This is a genomic window from Sphingobium sp. LMA1-1-1.1, assembly GCF_040676365.1.
GTDB lineage: Bacteria > Pseudomonadota > Alphaproteobacteria > Sphingomonadales > Sphingomonadaceae > Sphingobium.
Genome location: NZ_JBEGHS010000012.1, coordinates 811,746 through 830,436 on the forward strand (window position 1 = coordinate 811,746; position 18,691 = coordinate 830,436).

14 protein-coding genes are annotated in these 18,691 nt (G+C 65.8%); 4 read left to right on the forward strand and 10 right to left on the reverse strand.

The features are described from left to right. Nucleotides 1–5: 5 nt before the first annotated feature. The 10 genes from MRBLMA1_RS11100 to MRBLMA1_RS11145 all read right to left on the reverse strand — a co-directional run bounded on the left by MRBLMA1_RS11100 (nt 6) and on the right by MRBLMA1_RS11145 (nt 15,299). On the reverse strand, nt 6–869 hold the full coding sequence (locus MRBLMA1_RS11100) for a type II secretion system F family protein (RefSeq protein WP_363736811.1): 864 nt from the start codon (nt 867–869) through the stop codon (nt 6–8). Further along, nucleotides 869–1,762: a type II secretion system F family protein gene (locus MRBLMA1_RS11105; RefSeq protein ID WP_363736813.1), complete on the reverse strand. Its 894-nt coding sequence runs from the start codon at nt 1,760–1,762 to the stop codon at nt 869–871. The genes MRBLMA1_RS11100 and MRBLMA1_RS11105 overlap by 1 nt, the downstream gene beginning before the upstream one ends. Continuing rightward, nucleotides 1,756–3,084 (reverse strand): CpaF family protein, encoded by a 1,329-nt coding sequence (locus MRBLMA1_RS11110; protein ID WP_363736815.1) that lies wholly within the window; start codon nt 3,082–3,084, stop codon nt 1,756–1,758. Before MRBLMA1_RS11110 ends, MRBLMA1_RS11105 begins: the two co-directional genes overlap by 7 nt. Continuing rightward, a complete protein-coding gene (locus MRBLMA1_RS11115; protein ID WP_363736817.1) occupies nt 3,081–4,232 on the reverse strand; it encodes an AAA family ATPase in 1,152 nt (383 codons plus the stop codon). Before MRBLMA1_RS11115 ends, MRBLMA1_RS11110 begins: the two co-directional genes overlap by 4 nt. A 1-nt stretch (nt 4,233) precedes the next feature. Further along, nucleotides 4,234–5,391 carry a type II and III secretion system protein family protein gene (locus tag MRBLMA1_RS11120; protein WP_363736903.1) on the reverse strand — a complete coding sequence of 386 codons (1,158 nt, stop codon included), beginning with the start codon at nt 5,389–5,391 and terminating at the stop codon, nt 4,234–4,236. 20 nt (nt 5,392–5,411) lie between these two features. Beyond that, nucleotides 5,412–6,317: a Flp pilus assembly protein CpaB gene (gene cpaB, locus MRBLMA1_RS11125; protein WP_363736819.1), complete on the reverse strand. Its 906-nt coding sequence runs from the start codon at nt 6,315–6,317 to the stop codon at nt 5,412–5,414. 271 nt (nt 6,318–6,588) lie between these two features. Then, complete coding sequence (locus MRBLMA1_RS11130; protein ID WP_363736821.1) at nt 6,589–7,770, reverse strand: amino acid aminotransferase; 1,182 nt, start codon at nt 7,768–7,770, stop codon at nt 6,589–6,591. 200 nt (nt 7,771–7,970) lie between these two features. Beyond that, complete coding sequence (locus MRBLMA1_RS11135) at nt 7,971–8,816, reverse strand: oxygenase MpaB family protein (protein ID WP_363736823.1); 846 nt, start codon at nt 8,814–8,816, stop codon at nt 7,971–7,973. Between the two features lie 45 nt (nt 8,817–8,861). Next, nucleotides 8,862–12,257, reverse strand: coding sequence for an acyl-[ACP]--phospholipid O-acyltransferase (locus MRBLMA1_RS11140; protein WP_363736825.1), 3,396 nt, complete (start codon nt 12,255–12,257; stop codon nt 8,862–8,864). Nucleotides 12,258–12,281: 24 nt separating this feature from the next. Then, on the reverse strand, nt 12,282–15,299 hold the full coding sequence (locus MRBLMA1_RS11145; RefSeq protein ID WP_363736827.1) for a DUF2339 domain-containing protein: 3,018 nt from the start codon (nt 15,297–15,299) through the stop codon (nt 12,282–12,284). Between the two features lie 110 nt (nt 15,300–15,409). Between MRBLMA1_RS11145 and MRBLMA1_RS11150 the strand changes: the two genes are divergently transcribed. The 4 genes from MRBLMA1_RS11150 to MRBLMA1_RS11165 are packed head-to-tail and all read left to right on the forward strand — an operon-like array spanning nt 15,410 to nt 18,676. Next, on the forward strand, nt 15,410–16,009 hold the full coding sequence (locus MRBLMA1_RS11150; protein WP_363736829.1) for a TetR/AcrR family transcriptional regulator: 600 nt from the start codon (nt 15,410–15,412) through the stop codon (nt 16,007–16,009). Nucleotides 16,010–16,061: 52 nt separating this feature from the next. Beyond that, nucleotides 16,062–17,210 (forward strand): sterol desaturase family protein, encoded by a 1,149-nt coding sequence (locus tag MRBLMA1_RS11155; protein WP_363736904.1) that lies wholly within the window; start codon nt 16,062–16,064, stop codon nt 17,208–17,210. Nucleotides 17,211–17,249: 39 nt separating this feature from the next. Further along, the gene (locus tag MRBLMA1_RS11160) at nt 17,250–17,882 is read left to right on the forward strand and encodes a DUF1326 domain-containing protein (protein ID WP_363736831.1); all 633 of its coding nucleotides are present in this window, start codon (nt 17,250–17,252) and stop codon (nt 17,880–17,882) included. A gap of 2 nt (nt 17,883–17,884) precedes the next feature. Continuing rightward, entirely contained in the window at nt 17,885–18,676 is a 792-nt protein-coding gene (locus MRBLMA1_RS11165) for a DUF2182 domain-containing protein (RefSeq protein ID WP_363736832.1), read from the forward strand. The last annotated feature ends 15 nt before the right edge of the window (nt 18,677–18,691 follow it).

Consider the following 18,691-nt stretch of genomic DNA (forward strand, 5'->3'; position numbering starts at 1 on the left):
ACGCCTCATTGCGACACTCCCCGCAAAGTATCGAAGATCGCCACCACCGGCGGCCCGCCCAGCACCACGAACAGGGCGGGCATGAAGAACAGGATCATCAGCACCACCATGCGCACGGTGATGCCGCCCATCGCCTCCCGCGCGCGGGCGACGCGGCGCTGGGTAAATTCCCGCACGAATTCGCGCAGGGCAGGGGCCAGTTCGACCCCCTGGAACAGAGCCTGACGGAAGAGGGCGGCCAGTTCCCTTGCCCCATTCACCGCCACCCGCGCTGCCCAGCGATCCAGCGCCTGATCATAGCGCATGCCCCGGTCGAGATCGGCCACCAGCATCGCCACCAGCCGTGCATGGTGCGGCACCGCAATGGCTTCGTCGCGGGCGATGGAGCGGAAGCACTGGTCGAGCGAAATGCCGCTTTCCAGCATCATCAGCATCAGGTCGAGCAGGAAGGGAAATTCCGCCATGATCGCCCGCGCCCGCCGCGCCGCGAGCAGGTGGATCGCCTGCTTTGCCCCGACATAGGCGAGGCCGGTGGCAATGACGATCAGCAGGGGTTGGGCAAACAAGCCGCCCCAGCCAATCCGCGAAGCCAGCATCGCTGCCAGCCCCGCGCCGACGGTCGTCGCCATGCGCGCCCAGACGAAACGGTCCGCAGCCCTTGCATCCTGAAACCCTGCCAGCATCAGCTTGTCAGCGATCTCCGATCGGTCCCGTCCGCGCGCGGCGAAGGCCGCGGGGAGGCGAAAGTCGGGCCGATCCCCTGCCATGCCCAGCCGCGCTTCCAGCCGCTGGTCGGCCAGCAGCATCTGCATGCCCATTACGGCGCACAGGACGCCCAGTGCCGCGCAGAAAAGGAACAGCGCGCCCATCAGAAGGTGAGCCTCATCACCCGCCGCATCACCAGCATGCCCAGCCCCTGCAGGACCATGGCGACGATGGCCAGCCGATGCCCGCGCGGATCGCGCAGGAAGAAGTCGATATAATCCGGGTTCATCGCCACCAGCGCGGCCATTGCCACCAGCGGCATGACGATCAGCACCCGTCCGCTGATCTTCGCTTCGGAGATGGCGGCTTTCAGCTCGCGCTTGATGCGGATGCGCTCGCGCAGGATGTTGGCCAGGTTCAGCAGCACCGCGGAAATCGACCCGCCATAACGCATGTTCGTGCGGATCGCGGCGGCGAGCATCGATATTTCAGGAACGCGCAGCCGCTCCGCGAGCATCTGCATGGCGTCGGCCACCGATGCGCCCAGTTCCAGCCGTCTTGCGACCGGCGCGATATAGCTTTGCACCACGGCGGGCGCATCGGCCAGCGCCCGTTCCAGCGCCTGCGCCAGGGAATTGCCGACCGCCTGCATCTGTCGCACGGCGTCGATATAATAGGGCAGCGCCTCGATCAGTGCTTCGACGCGCCGCTGCGCCCGCCGGCGCACCCAACCGAGCAGCGCCGTCGGCACGCCCGCCATCACCGCCAGCGCAGCCACCGGCCCTGCCGCAAGCAGCGCGGACAGCGCGATCAGAAGCAGCAGGCCGCCCGCCATCCCCACCGCCCGCGTCGTGAACTCGATCTGGGCCTGCGCTAGCAGCGGCGCTATCCGGTCGGGCACCGTCAGCGCCGCGGCGCGTGGCGGCGCGGCGGACAAGGCCGGTCCCAACCGGCGGTCGATCACTGCCCGCTGCCGCGCTTGTTCGGCCAGCAGTTGCCAGCCGATCCCGGCTATGATCAGCAGCGACAGCAGAAGGTAGGCGGCCCCGCTCAGCACGATCGGACGCTCCTGTAATCACGCAGCCTTGGCAGGAAATGGGGCCGCAGCGACAATGTCCGGAACTCGCCCAGTCCCGACAGGGCTGGCTGCTCCTGAAAGGCGAAAAGTTCGTTGAGCGAATAGGCGTCGCCCTCCAGCCCCGTCACCTCGCTGACCGACATGACCCGTCGGCTGCCGTTGGAAAGCCGCTGCAGCTGCACCACCACATGCACGCTGTTGGCGATGAAGCGCCGGATCGCCCGCACATCGCTCTGTACCCCGGCAAAGCCCAGCAGCATCTCCAGCCGGGCAAAGGCGTCCCTGGGGCTATTGCCGTGCAGCGTTGCCATCGACCCGTCATGCCCGGTCGACATCGCCTGCAACATCTCGACCGCCTCGACCCCGCGCACCTCGCCCAGGATGATCCTGTCTGGCCGCATCCGCAGCGCATTGCGCACCAGTTCGCGGCTGCTCACTTCCCGGCTGCCGTCGACTGTCGGCGGCCGCGTCTCCAGCCGCACCACATGGCTCTGCCGCAACTGCAGTTCGGCGGCGTCCTCGATGGTGATCAGTCGCTCGCGATCCCCGATGAAGGACGACAGCATGTTCAGCAAAGTCGTCTTTCCCGCGCCGGTCCCGCCACAGATCAGGATATTCAGCCGGGACCGTACCGCCGCGCTCAGATATTCCGCCATGTCCGCACTCATCACCTGATTGGCGACGCAGTCCTCGATCGTCATGCTCTGCAACCGGAACTTGCGGATCGACAGCGTCGGCCCGTCCAGCGCCACCGGCGGAATGACGATATTCACCCGCGACCCGTCAGCCAGGCGCGCGTCGACATAGGGACTGGCCTCATCTACCCGGCGGCCGATCGGCCCCACGATCCGCTGGATGACGTTCATGAGGTGGGCGTCGTCGCGAAACCGCGTCTCGACCTTCTCCAGCAACCCGCCCCGCTCGGCATAGATATGACCCGGGCCGTTGACGATGATGTCGTCCACGCCCGCATCGCGCAGCAGCGGCGCAAGCGGACCCATGCCCGCCACCTCGTCCTCCACATCCTCGATCAGCAGCAGCCGCTCCGCGCTGTTGAGCGCCATTTGCCCCCGGCGGCTGCGGCTGGCGATGATCTGCTCGATCTCCTCGCGCAGCGCTCTCGGACCCAAGGTCTCAGCCGTGTCCCCGCGCGCTTCCAGTTGCTCGATCAACTGGGCGCAGGTCTGCGCCTTGGCAAGCTGATAGATGTCGCTCATCCGCTGTGCCGCGGGCTGCGCGACGGGCATGATCCGCACCTCCCGCGCAGGAATGAAGGCCTCTTCGCCGGTCAGCAGGCTCATGATGCACGCTGGACGATACGCAGCATCGCCCCCCGCAGCCGGTCGATCCCGCCGGCCTTCGACGTCACCCCGCAAACCCGTCGGATCGTCGCCATATAGGTCCCGCCATCCGCCTCCATCGCCAATGGCCGGCCCGCGTTCAGCGCATTGCGGATCCGCGCCCGGTCGATGGGCAGCGCCATCGCCGCGCCGACGCCCAGCGCGTCCGCCATGCGCCGCGCGTCGAGCAGCACGCCGGGCAGATGATCCCACACCAGCAGCCGCATTGCCTCTATCCGCTCGCGTTCCGTCCCAATCCTGTCCAGCAATCGGCGACACGCCTCGATCTCCCGGATCGACTGGCCGCACAGCAGTTCCACCTGGCTCGCCTCCGCCACCACCTCGCGCAGCAGCCCGCCATGGCGCAGGCTTCCCGCATTCAGCACGACATGGCTGCAACAGCCCCGCAGCAGCCGGATGAGCGCCGCCAGGTCGCCCGGTGTCAGTCCCGCAGGTTCGGCGCCAGTCCCCCCGTCGAAGGTCAACAGCATCAATCCGCTGGGTCCATGCCGCGCCACCGTGCTGGCGAGCAGGCTGGCGTCCAGCCGGTCCATATCGCTGATCGCGGAAGCCAGCCCATAGTCGACGCCCAGGTCCAGATAGGTCGCCGCCGCGCTCGTCGGCAGGGTGCAGTCGATCAGCAGCGTCGATCCCTGTCCCGCCATGGCAATGGCCATGTCCGTCGCCACCATCGCGCACGCATCGCGATCCGCACCCAGCAGCAGCGTCAACCGCCCCCGGCTACCCTGATCCACCGCCGCCTCATTCAAAAGACGCGCCAATATGGGGGCGATCTCCCCTTTTTCTCCGTTGCGCGGAACAACATCATGCACGCCGGCCCGAATGGCGCGCAGCAAGGGCTCGGCCTCCATCTCGTCGGTGGCGAGCAGCACGGGCCGACCCTCCGCGCTCGACACCACGGCGCCGATCGCAACCGACAGGGCGCGATCGGGCGGGATGGCGGCACGGTCGATAATGATCAGCCCCGGCCCATCCAGCGCCTCTCGTTCCACCGATTGCACCAGTTCGACTGGTACGCGCCCGCCCGCAGCGTCCTCGATGCGCTGTGCCAGCATGCGGTCGACCGACAGCAGAAGGATCCTGGCCATCTCAGCGCCTCACGACGCCGAAGGGCATATTGGTCTGGTCCAGCCCGTCCGTCGCCAGGATCATGTCGCCTATGCCGGGGTCGATCCCTGCTGTTGCCGCGCCGGGCAGGGGCGGCAACTCCTCCGGCTTCACCGGCCCCACCAGCCGGGGCGTGGCGACGATGATCAGCTCCTGCTTCTCCTTCTGGTTCTGTTGCCGCTTGAAGAAGGCCCCGAGCACGGGGATATCGCCCAGGAAGGGCGTCTTTTCCGTCGTCACCGTCTGGCTGGAATAGCTGAGCCCCGCGATCACGAAGCTCTGCCCGCTGCCCAGTTCGACCGTCGTCTCGGCCGACCGCCGCCGCAGTCCCGGCACGACATAGCCCTGCAACTGCACGCCATTATTATAGTCGAGTTCGCTGACTTCCGGCGCGATCTTCAGCACGATATGGTCCTTCGACAACACGAAGGGCGTCACCGACAACCGCACGCCAAATTCCTTATACTGGATGGACAAACTATTGCCCGATCCCGAAACCTGCGGAACCGGCACCGGAAATTCACCGCCCGCCAGGAAACTCGCCTGCTCGCCGGAGCGTACGAGCAAGGTCGGCTGCGCCAATAGTTGCGACAGTCCATTGGAGGACAGGGCACTCAACACCGCCCCGATCCCTCGATTGGGCGCCGAAAGGAACAGGTTGAAGGCGTTCTGGATCGGCGCGCTCGCCTCCAGCGCCAGCCCATCGGGATTGAACGAAGCGCTCCCCAGACTGCTGGGCGAAACGATAGCCCCCTGGATATCGCCTGAAAGCTTGGAGAAGTTGAAGCCGAGCGCCTTGAGCGTCGTCGCAGAGACGGCCGCGAACTGTACGTCCACCGCCACCACCTGCTCGCCCGCCCGGACAATCGGCGCACTCGCCGCCGCATCGGGCGTGACGCTGACCGGCTCCCGCGCCATCAACCCGCCATCGCCGCCATAGACGCTGACGGTCGCCGCGCCTTCGCCGATCGCCGTGAGCCGCAGCGAGCGCGAAGAGGGCGCGGTGATCGATAAGACACCCTCCCGGTCGACCTCGACCCGCCCGATGGCGCGGGGGTAGGAGAGGGTGCGCTGCTCCTTCACTTGCAACGCCGTCTGCGCGGCGCCCTGCATGGGCAGGCCCAGCGCGATCGCCGCCAACCCGCAACAGCCCAAAATCCTCACTTGGCGGCGCTCCCGGAATAGATGGTCTCGCGCCGGTTGCCCATGACGAGTTCGATGGCGTGAGGCGCCGGACGCGCTGTCGCGCGGGGCGCGGGTGCAGCCACTATGGGCGGGGGCGCCTGCACCGCTGTTGGATCGGGACCCCTCGAAGCCGCCACGGCAACCGCGACCTGCGCGCTGTCCGCCGGATTGCGCAGCGACAGCGTCAGCGCCCCCGTATTCTTCGCCAGCGAAAGGAGGGACACCTGTTCCGGCGTCAGGGCGAGCGTCACGGTCCGCGCGGGTGGGGGAGGGGAGGAGAGAGCGCCCTCGGCACCATCGGCCCCCGATGACTGCTGCGTTCCCACCACCACCTCGCCAACGGCCAGTATCTGCACCATCTGGAGCAAGGCCTGCGCCCGGCTGCGTCCCGATCCGCGCGCCCCGCTGATCGCGTCGGCACCGGGATAGACGACCTGCACATCGACCCGATCGCCAGGCCGGATCAGACCGGCCACGGCAATCTCCGCCGTGGTGTCGATGCTGACGGCGCGCATCCCCATCGGTACGCGGATGGCAAGCTTGCTCTCCATCCCGACCGCATCGCGGGCGATCAGCGCATGCAAGCCTATGTCCCGCGTCGCGACCTTGCCCACCACCTCAGTCGATGTCGCCGCATAGGGATAGCGCGCCGGATCGCCCGCCGCGTTGCGGATCATCGCCGCCGTGATCGTTTCACCGGTCCGGATCGGGCGGGCCGCCTGCACCATCAGGACAGGCGCAGCCGCCCTGATGGGCGCGGCCGGACCCTGCGCCGCTGCGGCGGAGCTATTGCGCAATTCCCGAACGCCCAGCGCCAGAAAAGCCGCAGCGGCAGTCAGCCCGACGGCGATCGTCAGCTTGGCCTTGGAACCCAGACGCATTGCTTTCCCCCAGCAGCACCTTGCGTGAACGCAAAACGCTTCAACTGGAAAATTCATAGCCCTAGTGCTGTTGTCAGGGCATGAAAGAAGCAACCGTTACGGTGAAAAATATTGGCGCGGGGATATGCGGTCGGCGGATTGCAAATCAGCGTTTTGCGGGCTTGGATCACGCAAGAGGTAGCCGATGGGGATATATTAAGTCCAAAACGGGCTAAACTATATCCTCAACTGCTATCGACTGACGAACTCCTCGATCCGCTCTGGCCGTCGATTACAGATAGGATGCAAGGGCCGCAACGAAAGCAGGAACGGTTTCCAGCGTGAGGCCGGCAATATTGATACGTCCATTGCCGGCCATGTAGATGCCATGGTCACGGCGCAGTGCATCAACGGCCTCTGGCGTCAGGGGCAATAGCGCAAACATGCCACGCTGATCGCCTATGGCCGCCAACCGGGGATGACTTGCCGCCAGCACCGAGCGCAGTTCGTTGATGCGCGCCCGCATTGCATCGAGTTCCGACACCCAATCGGCGCGCAGCGCGTCATCCTCCAGCACCAGTCTCGTCACCGCCGCGCCATGATCCGGCGGCATCGACCAGAGCGACCGCGCCAGCGCCAGCATGTTGCTGCGCACCAGTTCCGCCGCACCGGATTGCACCCACAGCGCGCCTACACGCTCCCGATACAGCCCGAAATTCTTGTCGCAGCTATAGGCGACCAGCGCCTCCGGCAACATGTCGAGCAGGCCGCGCATTCCCGCCGCATCGGCCTCCAGCCCATCGCCCAGTCCCTGATAGGCGAGGTCGATGAACGGCACCAGCGCCCGGCGCGCGCAAAGCAGGCCAATTTCCTGCCATTGCGCGCTGTTGAGGTCCGCTCCGGTCGGGTTATGGCAGCAGCCGTGCAGCAACAGCACGTCGCCCGCCTTGGCTTCGCGCAGATCCTCTATCATGCCGTCGAAATCGATCGCGGCGCTCGCCACGTCGTAGAAACGGTGCGTGCGGGTCATCATCCCCGCCTCCCGAAAGATCGGCGCATGATTGGGCCAGGTCGGCGTCCCGATCCATACCGTCGCGTCGGGTCTGCTGCGCGCGATCAGTTCCGCGCCCAGCCGCAAAGCCCCGGTGCCGCCGGGCGTCTGGATCCCGACCGGCCGATCCGCGCCGGCTCCGAAAGCCACCTCCGCGAGCAATTCGACAAAGCGGATGTCACCCTCGGCGCCCAGATAGGATTTACTCTCCTGGTCCCGCAGCAGCTTCGCCTCACCCGCCTTCACCGCACGCATTACCGGCGTCCGACCGGCATCATCCCGGAACACGCCGACGCCCAGATCAATCTTCCCCGGCCGCCTGTCCGCGCGATACAGGCCGATCAGGCCCAGCAGCGCGTCAGGAGGCTGGATCGCCAGACGGCTGAAAATTTCGCGGTCCGCCACCGATTCCTGCATCAACATGCTATTTCAGCCCCTGCATAATCCTGGCCACAACCCTGGCCACAACCCTGGATTGTCCGGTGCAGAAGGTCTGCGGAGCGGTCCATCACATATGCCATGCGCATCTTATCGCAGCTTCGAAGAGAAAACGGGTTTCAGTTTGTCGCCATTATTCCTTCAAAATGAAATATCTTGATCACCAGGCGCGAAAATCTGAAACATTACCTCTCCGCTTTGAACGCCCATCGCATCGTCCCCGCCAGCGCGAAGGCGCTGGCCCGAACCAGCGGCCGTGCAAGAGCAGGCATGGAAAAACCATGCATCCGCCTCGCCCATCCGGGGAGCAGCGTCACGGCCGCCTGCATCATCATCGCCTGCGCCGGCATCAACCCCAGGGAGGGTGCCGGCTGCCGCAGCACGATCCGGGCCACCTCCCGCGTGCGCGGCGTCACGGCAAGTTCGCTGCGGAAGCGCGTCATCAATGCTCTGGCCTCCGCCCGGCTCTCTGGCACCGGATCGGCGCCCAAAGCCCGCGCCACGAGCGCGGCCTCCGCGAAATAGCGATCCTGTTCCGCCAGCGGCATGAACGGTTCGCCATAGGCCATCCAAGCGTCGAGAAAGCTCGTCGCCTCGCAAACATGCACCCAGGCAAGCAGCCACGGATCGCCTGCGGCATAAGCCGTCCCGTCGGGGAGCGTTCCGCGCACATGCTCATGCATCCTGCACACCCGCGCGATCTCTGCCTCCGCTTCCGCCCGTTCGGCATAGGTGGTCACGGCAATGAAGCGCGCCGTCCGCCTCAATCGGCCCAGCATGTCATCGCGAAACCGGCTGTGGTCCCATATGCCCGCGAGCGCCGCGGGATGCAGCATCTGGAGCAGCAATGCGCTGACGCCGCCGATCATCATGCTGGTGACATCGCCATGCACCCGCCGGATCACAGCGCCCGGGGGATAGAGCGCCTGGTCCGACGCGACTACCGGGGCCTGACCCGCCGCGCTGTCGTGAAACACGCCCCGCACCTTCCCGACCAGCAGGCGCCGCATCAATCGCGAAGGCCGTTCCACCACCCGATTTCTCCCCACGCGTCGTCGACAGGGATGGATCTCTTCCTACCCGGCCGCCATCTGCGTCATGGATGCATAGTCCGTCTTCCCGGTTCCGAGCAGTGGCAGCGCGTCCAGCACCCTGATATCGCGCGGCAACGCCAGCTCCGCCACACCATTCGCCTTGCCCCACGCCTGCAATGCCGCCGCCTTCGCGTCCTGCGCAGTGGTGAACAGCACCAGTTGCTCCCCCTTGCGCGCATCGGGCCGCGTCACCACCGCATGATCCGCGTCCGGCCATATGGCCGAGGCATAGCCCTCCACAGCAGGCAGGGAGATCATCTCGCCCCCGATCTTGGCAAAGCGCTTCGCCCGTCCCCGGATCGTCACGAATCCCTGGTCGTCGATGGTCACGATGTCGCCGGTATCGTGCCAGCCCTCCTCCGGCGGTTGCAGCACGCCCGGCGCATCCGCCTTCATATAGCCCGCCATGATGTTCGGCCCCCGGATCGAAAGCCGGCCGCCTTCCTCGATCCCCGGCACATCGTCCAGCTGCGCTTCGATCCCCGGCAGCAGCCGGCCGACAGACCCGGCGCGGAAATGCATCGGCGTGTTGACGGCGATCACCGGCCCCGCCTCCGTCGCGCCATAGCCCTCCAGGATGCGCAATCCGAATTTCTCGGCATAGATTTTGCGCGTCTCGTCCCGCACCCGTTCGGCGCCGGCAAAGATGTAGCGCAGCGAATAGAAGTCATAGCCATGCGCCATTCGCGCATAGCCCGACAGGAAGGTGTCAGTGCCGAACAGGATGGTCGCATTGGCGTCATAGGCGAGCGCCGGGACGATCCGGTAATGCAGCGGGCTGGGATAAAGCAGCGTCTTAACCCCGTGGAAGATCGGCAGCAAAGTGCCCCCGGTCAGGCCGAAACTGTGGAACACCGGCAGGGCATTCAACACCACATCGGCGGAGTTGAAGTCGATCCTGGCCGCCAATTGCCGGCAGTTGGACAAAAGATTGCGATGCGTCAGCACGACGCCCTTGGGCAGGCCCTCCGATCCGCTGGTGAAGAGGATCACCGCCGCATCGTCCGGCGAAACCTTGAGCCGCCTGTGCGCCCGCCCGGCGAAACGGCTGGCGATCAGGCCGCGCAGCTTTGCGCCGGGGCCGATGCCTGCCGCCACATCCTCCAGCCAGAGGAAGGTGATCCCTTCGGCCTCCAGCCCCGCGACGATGTCGCCCAGCTTGCCCTGCTCGACAAATGTTCGTGCCGTCACCACCGTCCGAATGCCGGCCGCCATGCAGGCGGCTTTCAGATTGGCCAGCCCGGCGGTGAAGTTCAGCATCGCCGGCACCCGTCCGCCGGCCTGCAAGGCGAAGAAGGCCACGGCTACCCCCGCCACATTAGGCAACAGCACGCCGACCGCCTCGCCCTGTCGCGTCGATCGTGCCAGGATACGGCCCAACACCAGCGATCCGGTCATGAGCCGCCCGTAGGTCAGCGGATCGCGCTTCACATCCTCGACGATGGGGGATCCGCGCCCATGCACGTGGCTCGCCTCCAGCAGCGCTTCGAACAAGGTCCTGTCCGTGTCGGACGTCGCGAACATCATCTGGCTCATCTCGTCATAGAGCCGCCGACCGGCGATCGCGCGCCGTGCCCGCGCCGTCATTTCGCCCTCTATGGCGAAGCGGCGCGGCGGCAGGACGGTAAGAGTGATCCTGGGAAAGCGCCGCAGCCGGACCTTGCCTCTGAGGCGCGAGAAGGGCGTGAATTGCGCGCCGTCGATCCGCACTGGAATGATCGGCGCATCCGCCTTGTCCGCGACCATGCCGGGGCCGTCGAATACTTTCATCAAGGCGCCGGTGACGGTGATCCTTCCTTCCGGAAAGATCACCAGCGTCCGTCCTTCGCGCACCGCCTTCACCATCGCCTTGGCCGACAGCGGATTGGTCGGATCGACTGGAAAGGCGTCGAACAGCGAGAGGAACGGCTTTACCCACCACGCCCTGGCAATCCGCGTATGCACCGCGAAGGTCGGCTTGCCCGGCAGGAAGGCTGCCAGCAGCAGGCCGTCGAGGAAGGACACATGGTTGACCACGACGACGGCCGGTTCGCCCGCGCCGGGCATATTCTCGGCTCCCAGCACCTGCACCCGGTAGCATAGCCGCAGCATCCCGCGCACCATGGCCTTGATCACCGTTTCCGGCAGCAGCCAGCAGCTGATCAGCGCCACTGCCAGGGTTGCAAAGCCCATCACCCCGATCACGCCGGGCACGCTCTCGCCCCGCGCCAGCATCGCCGTCACCGCCGTGACGACCGCCACCGTGATCGCCGCATTGACGATATTGTTGGCTGCAATGGCGCGCGATCGTTCCTCGCGCGGGCTATGCGTCTGAAGGATCGCATAGAGCGGCACGATGAACATGCCGCCTGAAAAGGCGATGCCGATGAGGTCGGCCATGATCCGCCAGCTTCCCGGCGATGCCACGAATTGCGCGATGCCCGCGCCCGAATGCGCGGGCGCATAGGAACTGGTCGACAGCCACAGGTCGATCATGAATCCGGCCAGCGTCAGCGCGGACACCGGCACGAAGCGCGCAGACACCTGCCCGCCGAGCAGCCGGTTCACCAGCATCGACCCCAGCGCCACGCTGATCGAGAAGATCAGCAGGAAAAAGGTCGCGACCTCCTGCTTCGCCTTCAGCACGCCGCTCACCAGCGGGGCGAACTCGGCCAGCAACACCGCGCCCACGGCGAAGAACCAGCTGATGCCCAGGATCGACAGCCACACGCCGCGCCCGTGTCGCGCCGCCTTCAATATATGCCAGGTGCTCTTGAAGATGTTCCGCTCGATCCGCAGGCCAGGCACCACGGTCGGCGCCGAGGGAACCGCAAGGCTGGCCAGGAAGCCCAGCGTCGCCAGCCCCACCGCCACCAATCCCGCTTCCCAGGGTGGGATCACGCCGGCCAGCAATTGTCCGCTCAATATCGCGAGGAATGTTCCCGCCTCGATCAGGCCGGTGCCGCCCATGATTTCATCGGCATGCAGATGCTGTGGCAGGATGGAGAATTTGACGGGCCCGAAGATGGTCGAATGCAGTCCCATCAGAAACAGGCAGGACAGCAGCAGCGGCACCGATTCCAGCCAGAAGCCCGTGACGGCGAGGGTCATGATGATGATTTCCGCTGCCTTCACCGCCCGCACCAGTTTCGCCTTGTCCCAGGCGTCGGCCAATTGGCCGGCCAGTGCGGAAAAGAGGAAATAGGGCAGGATGAACAGGCCCGTGGCGATGGTCGCCAGCATCTCCGCCTTGTCCGGCTCGGCCCGATAAAGGCCGAAATTGGCGAGAAACAACAGCGCGAACTTCAACAGATTATCGTTGAAGGCGCCCAGGAACTGAACCACGAACAATGGCGCGAAACGGCGCTTACCCAGCAATGACAGATCAGGTGCGGACATTTTCTTACCCCCGTCCTTCACGCATTATGCAGCAATAGTCGCGGAGTTGTTAACCGGCTCGCGCAACAGGCGATTATAGAGCCACCCTATGCCGATCAGGCTGAAGCCAAGGGCCAGGAACGATGCGATCCGCAGCAGCCCCGTCAATCCCGAAGCATCGAACAGGAACACCTTGGCCACGGCGAGCAGCATCAGCAGCAGCGAAGCGATCCGCCAGTCTCGCGCCTGCCTGCGGATGCCCCAGAGCAGGAAGCCGATCGCCAGCGCCAGGGCGAGCACCGACCGGAGAATATCCTCCGTCGCGCTGACTCCCGGCACGGTCAGCAGAGGCCCGACGAAAAGCTGCCGCAGCATCGCCAGGCCGACCAGCGAGATCAAACCCATGCGGACCCCATCCGCAACGCGCGGCGACCAGTCGTCGGCGACCTCGAGCGCCACGAAGGCAAGGGCCAGCAGGACAGGCAGCAGATTGAACAAGGGCCAGCTTCCCACCACCTGCGGAAACCAGAGGGGATTGTGCAGCAGCAACGAATAGACCAGCAAGTGGCCCAATCCCGCGCCGACGAGGATAGTCCCTACCAGTCGCCCTGAAACCGTCCCATTGGCCCGCGCCGCAGAAAGGCGCGTGTCGTTGTTTGGCGACATGGAATGCGGCAGGGCGATCCCACCTCGCCATGCGACGAACCCCGACATGATGAGTATCCCCTCCCAAACTGTCCGCTCCGCGAGGGCGAGGCGCGTCACGTCCCCAAGGCTCGCCAGGCCGAAGATCTGCTTGAACGTGATATGCGCCGCAACGCCGCCCAGCGCTCCCACGACGGCACAGCCGATCCGCTGCCCGATCGGACCCATGATCGAACCGTTCCGCCATAGGGCAAATCCCGTCGCCGCAGCAGGCAGGGCGAGCCGCCGCATCGCCTCGCCAATCGGAGGCAGATCGCTCACCAGCACGGGTTCGCCCACCAGCGACAGCAAGGCCCGGCCGAGCCACAGGGCCAGAGGCCAGCCGGCCCAAAGCATCACCACCGTCAAGGCGACTCCCAGGGCGGGCATGGTCGACCGGAGCGACAGCTTGCGCACCCCTTGCGCCAACACAGCCAGTCCCAGGGCAGCTGCCACCGGCAGCCAGAGCGCCGGCACGGCTTGCGCGACCGTCCCATAGGCGAGCAGCACCGCCACGCCCTGCGCCACCATCCGTCCCTCGGCAAAGCGTGCGCGCCAGGCGAAGAGAGTCGCCATCGCCGCGCCCGCCGTCCAGCGGATCACGCCCTGCCAGCCCGGGACATCCGCCCCATCGCCCCACAGCCTGGCGACCTCGTCTGATCCGGCCAGAACCACCAGGGCGACAAAGGCGAAGCTCCAGCCGCTCCATTCGGCCCGTCTATCCTTCGCCAGCTCCGCCAGCGCCAGCAGGCCAACGGCAAGGGCTGCGATCACGATCGACAGCATCCATTGCGGCAGTCCCAGTCCGCCCGCCACAGCCAGCAGCAACGCTGCCGCGCTCGCCAGCGTTACGAAGCGCGCGTCCCTGTGTCGCGTTTCGCAACGCCAGCCCATTGCCATGGCCACGCCCGGCAATCCGGCCGCGGCCAGCGCAAGCAGGGCAAATTCCCCATCCAGCCCGGCCCGCCAGAGCTGTCCCAGCGCCACGGCAAAGCCGCCCAGCGCCAACCCTGCGATCTGCCCTGCCTCGACAAGCCCACTGCGCCAGACCCGAAGCAGGGCCGTACCGCCGTAAATCGCCGTCAAGCCCAGCATCACCAATGCGAAATGCCCTGTTTCCGGCGCCGGCCACACCGCTGTCAGAAGCAGCCCGACGCTCGCCCCGACCGCCGCCAGCGGCCGCAATGCCGCCTCCCGTCCCAGCCAGACCAGGGCGATCGACAAGAGTCCGAACAGTCCCCATTGCAACAGGCCGAAGCCGCCCGTCGCAACCAGCGCCGCCATCTGCGCCGCCGCAGCCAATGCCGCGCCCGTGCGCAGCAGCGCCGCCCGCGTTCCGGGAAAGGCGAGGACGGGCAAAGCCACGCCCAGCATCAGCACCAGCAAGCCGATCGACAGCGATGATGCCCAATCCAGCGCGCCCATGGCCAGCATGACAACGCCCCAGCCGGCTCCGCCCACCAGCGCACTTATGCCCAACCACATCCAGCGCTGGGTGCGCGACAGCATGCAAAGACCGCCTACCGCCAGGGCGAGATAGCAGCTCAGCAACGGTATATTGGGTTGTCCCGCCTTGACCAAAGCGGGCGCCGCCAGTCCGCCGACCAATCCCAGAAGCGCGCTGGGTGCGCCGAAGCGCAGCGACAGCGCCATGGCCAGCCCGGTGACGCCCGCCAGCCCCGCAAAGGCGACGCCTGGCCCCACCAAACCGTACAGCATGTGCGCCGCCAGGATCGCTGCGTAGAGTGTCGCCAGCCCTGCGCCCCCCAGCGCCTGCCGCACCCGGGCGTCGCGCACCTGTTCCTCCAGCCGCAACGCTGCCTCGGCCCCGCCGATCAGCGCTCCGCCGAACAACAGTCCCAACAGCACGCGCACCAGCGGTGAGAGCAATCCCGCATCGATGGAATATTTGACGAGCAGCACGCCCGCGACGGCAAGCGTCACTCCGCCCGCCCATATCGGCAGTTGGCGGCCGAACAGTTCCTCGAAACTGAAGGTGGCGCGGGCAGGCCGGGCGCGTTCAGGGGCGATGGCTTGCGCTTCGATCCGATCATGTTCCGGGGCGAGAGAACCCGTCTCCTCGATCGCATCCGTGGTGGCGGCTTGGGTGGAGGGCGTTCCGTCTTCGCCGGAACCACGGCTCAATATGACCGCTGGCGCAGGAGGCGTGATATCCCGCTCCACCAGGCGGGCGGGTGCGGACGTCCCTTGCGCGGGCTCGTCATCCTCATCCTCGCGGGGATGGTCGTGGCGCATGGGGGACGAGGCATTTCCCATAACCTCTTCCAATAGTGCCAGCCTTTTCTCGGTTGCCTTCAACCGTCCGCGCATGTCGAACAGCACTATTCCGAAAACCAGCAGAACCAGTGTCACGAGCATGAGTCGAATCCCTGCAAACCCCGCCTATGGCATGAGGGCTACCCAAAAATTCAACACTGTTCAATAAAATAATTAGACAGCGTCTAATTGTTCTCTTATCCGTCGTTCGCATGGGCAGACGATCCGATCATAGCCGCGAGGAACTGGAGGCGCTCATCCTTGAAGAAGGCCACCGGCACATGGCGGAAGCCGGTTTCGCCCGTTTTTCCTCGCGAGAGGTGGCCAAGCGCATCGGCTATTCGGTGGGCACGCTCTACAACGTCTTTGGCAGCTATGACCGGTTGGTCGTCGCCATCAATACGCGCACCTTCGACCAATGGGCCGCCTTCCTGGAAAAGCGCCTTGCCGGCCAGCCGCAGGACCGGATCGCGGCGCTGGTGGAGGGCTATTTCCAGTTCGCCTCGGAAAACACGAATATCTGGATGGCGATCTACGACCATCGCCTGCCGCCTGGCGTCGCCATGCCGGAGGATTATGCGCGGCAGCGGGCGGGGCTGACGGAAGTCGTCGTGCGCGAAGTCGCCGCCGTCCTGCCGCCGAGCGCCAGGGATGGCGCGCCGCGGCTCGCGCGATCGCTGGTGGCCACGGTGCACGGCCATTGCACCTTCGCCCTCAACGGCAGCTTTGCCCTGTTGGGTGAGACTGCCCCCCTCGAAATGGCCACGGCGCGCGTCAAGGAAAGCTTGAGGGCGGCGGGGGCAAGGCTCTAACATATCGGTGGGCGCTCCCTATGGGCGGGTGGGCGACAAGAGGGGACATATCGTGGCAAACTGGTTCGACAGCCTGGAACGCGACCTGCAATCGCCGCTCGCGGTGCGGCGCCTTGGCAGCGGTTGGTTCTCGGGCTTCTTCGCGCTGCTGCTCAGCCTCACCGGGCTTTGCCTGGTTATGGCGCTACGCTGGCCAGACTGGTTTTCGACGCCCGAACTGGCGGCGCTGCATGCGTGGGGCGGGCTGCGTCCTCTGGTCCACGCGCTTTTGATCGGCGGCTATGCGCTGGCGTTGCTCAGCCTGCTTTTGCGTACACGCAAAGCCATCGGCGCGACCGCGCTCCTTGCCGCGCTGTTCGCCACCCTGTTGGGAGGGGCGGAAGTCCAGCCGCAGGAGACCCATGATTGGGGCGTGTTCTTCGGGCTGGATTTCTTCGCCGTCAACATGGTGGCGACCGGGCTGATGTTCGCCCCGATCGAGCGCCTCTTTCCGCACAGGGCCCAGCAGCGCCTGTTTCGCCAGGAATGGCGGGAGGACCTGTTCTATTATCTGATCAGTTCGATGATGGTGCAGCTCATCACCTTCCTTGCGCTGGCGCCATCCGGCCTTATCAACGCCAACACGGCCGGCCTGGCAGGCATACGCGGCATGATCGCCAGCCAGCCCTGGCCGTTGCAGTTCCTGGAAGTGGTGCTGCTGACCGATTTCGTCCAATATTGGTTTCATCGCGCCTTCCACCGCGTCCCCTTCCTCTGGGGTTTCCACGCCGTCCATCATTCGGCGAAATCCATGGACTGGCTGGCGGGTGCGCGCATGCATTTCTTCGAGATCATCGCGCTGCGCGGCGTGACGTCCTTGCCGCTGCTTACCTTCGGTTTTTCGCCATTGGTGATGCAGGCCTATATCGGTTTCGTCTATATCTACTCCTCGCTCCTCCACGCCAATCTGCGCGGTGATTTCAATCGCGTGGGCGCGATCGTCGCGACCCCGCGCTTCCACCATTGGCACCATGCGATAGAGGAGGTTGCGGTCGACAAGAATTTCGCGATCCACTTCCCCTTTCTCGACCGTTTGTTCGGCACCCATCATCTGCCTGACGGCGCATGGCCGACGGGCTATGGCGTGCCCGAACAGGTGCCCCAGGGCTATCGCGCGCAATTCCTCTATCCCTTCCGCCGAAAACGCGACGCGGCTGCGTGAATCTGCTATGATCGTTGCGGGCTGTGAGGGAGTCGGACCATGGTCTACTGGATGCTCAGGGGGCGCGAGTTCGCCAATTGCAACTGCGAATATGGCTGCAACTGTCAGTTCGGCGGCCTGCCGGACAAGGGGCATTGCCAGGCCGCCTTCGGCTTCGCCATCGATGAGGGCCGGCATGGCAATATCGACCTGGCCGGCCTGAACATCGCTGCCGTCTTCCGCTGGCCTGGGCCGATCCATGAAGGCCAGGGGGAATGCGCCGCCTTCGTCGATGAACGGGCGACGCAGGCGCAGCGCGATGCCCTGCTGACGATCATGACCGGCGGCGACACCGCACCGATGGCGACGGTCTTCGCCGTCTTCGCCTCCACCATCACGACCATGCATGAACCCAATTTCGTCCCCGTCGACTTCGAGGTCGATGTGGAAGGACGCAAGGGCCGCCTGCGGATTCCGGGCCATCTGGAGATGGACGGCGAACCGATCCGCAGCCCGGTGGACGGATCGGAAATCCGGGCGCGGATTCAATTGCCCGACGGCTTCGAATATGAAGTGGCGGAGGTCGGCTCCGGGACCAGCCGCGCCATTGCGCCAATGCGGCTGGACCATGCGGCGAGCTACGGACAGTTCGCCTATCTGCACCTCGACAGTCACGGCGTGGTCAGGGGCTGACGGTGTCGGCATTCCGTACGGTGCTCGCCCGGCATCACCTGATTTCCCTTGCCGCCCTGGCGGTGATGATCGTGCTGGCCTGGGGCTGGCTGCTTTCGGGTGCGGGCATGGGCATGGCCCCCGGCGCGTCATGGCTTCCGGCTGGACTGGCGGAAGACCCCATGCTGGCAATGATGATGCCCGGCGATATGCCATGGACGGCGGCGCAGTTCCTCGTGACCTTCGCCATGTGGTGGGTGATGATGGTTGCGATGATGCTGCCTTCCGCCGCGCCCATGATCCTGCTCTATGCTCGCGCGGTGCCCGCCGCGGCACGGCCCGCCACGGAAAGTTTCACCCTGGGCTATCTGTTGATCTGGGGCTTCTTCTCCCTGGTCGCCACTCTGGCGCAATGGCGTCTGGCCACGGCGGCGCTGCTGTCCTCCATGGCGATGGCGACGTCCAGCCCTTCGCTGGCCGCCGCTCTGCTGATCGCGGCTGGCGTCTATCAGATCAGCCCATGGAAGGACGCCTGCCTGCGCGAGTGCCGCAATCCCGCGATATTCCTCAGCCGCCACTATCGGCCGGGATGGACCGGCGCGCTGCGCCTGGGTGCGCGTCATGGCGCCTGGTGCGTGGGATGCTGCTGGATGCTGATGGCGCTGCTGTTTGTCGGCGGAATCATGAATCTGGCCTGGATAGCCGTGCTGACGCTGCTGGTCGCGCTGGAGAAGCTGTTGCCATGGGGTCGCGCGATGTCGATCCTGGCGGGCGCGGGCTGTATCCTGTTGGGCTGGGCGATATTGCTGGGTTGAGTGCCCTCGGTCGCG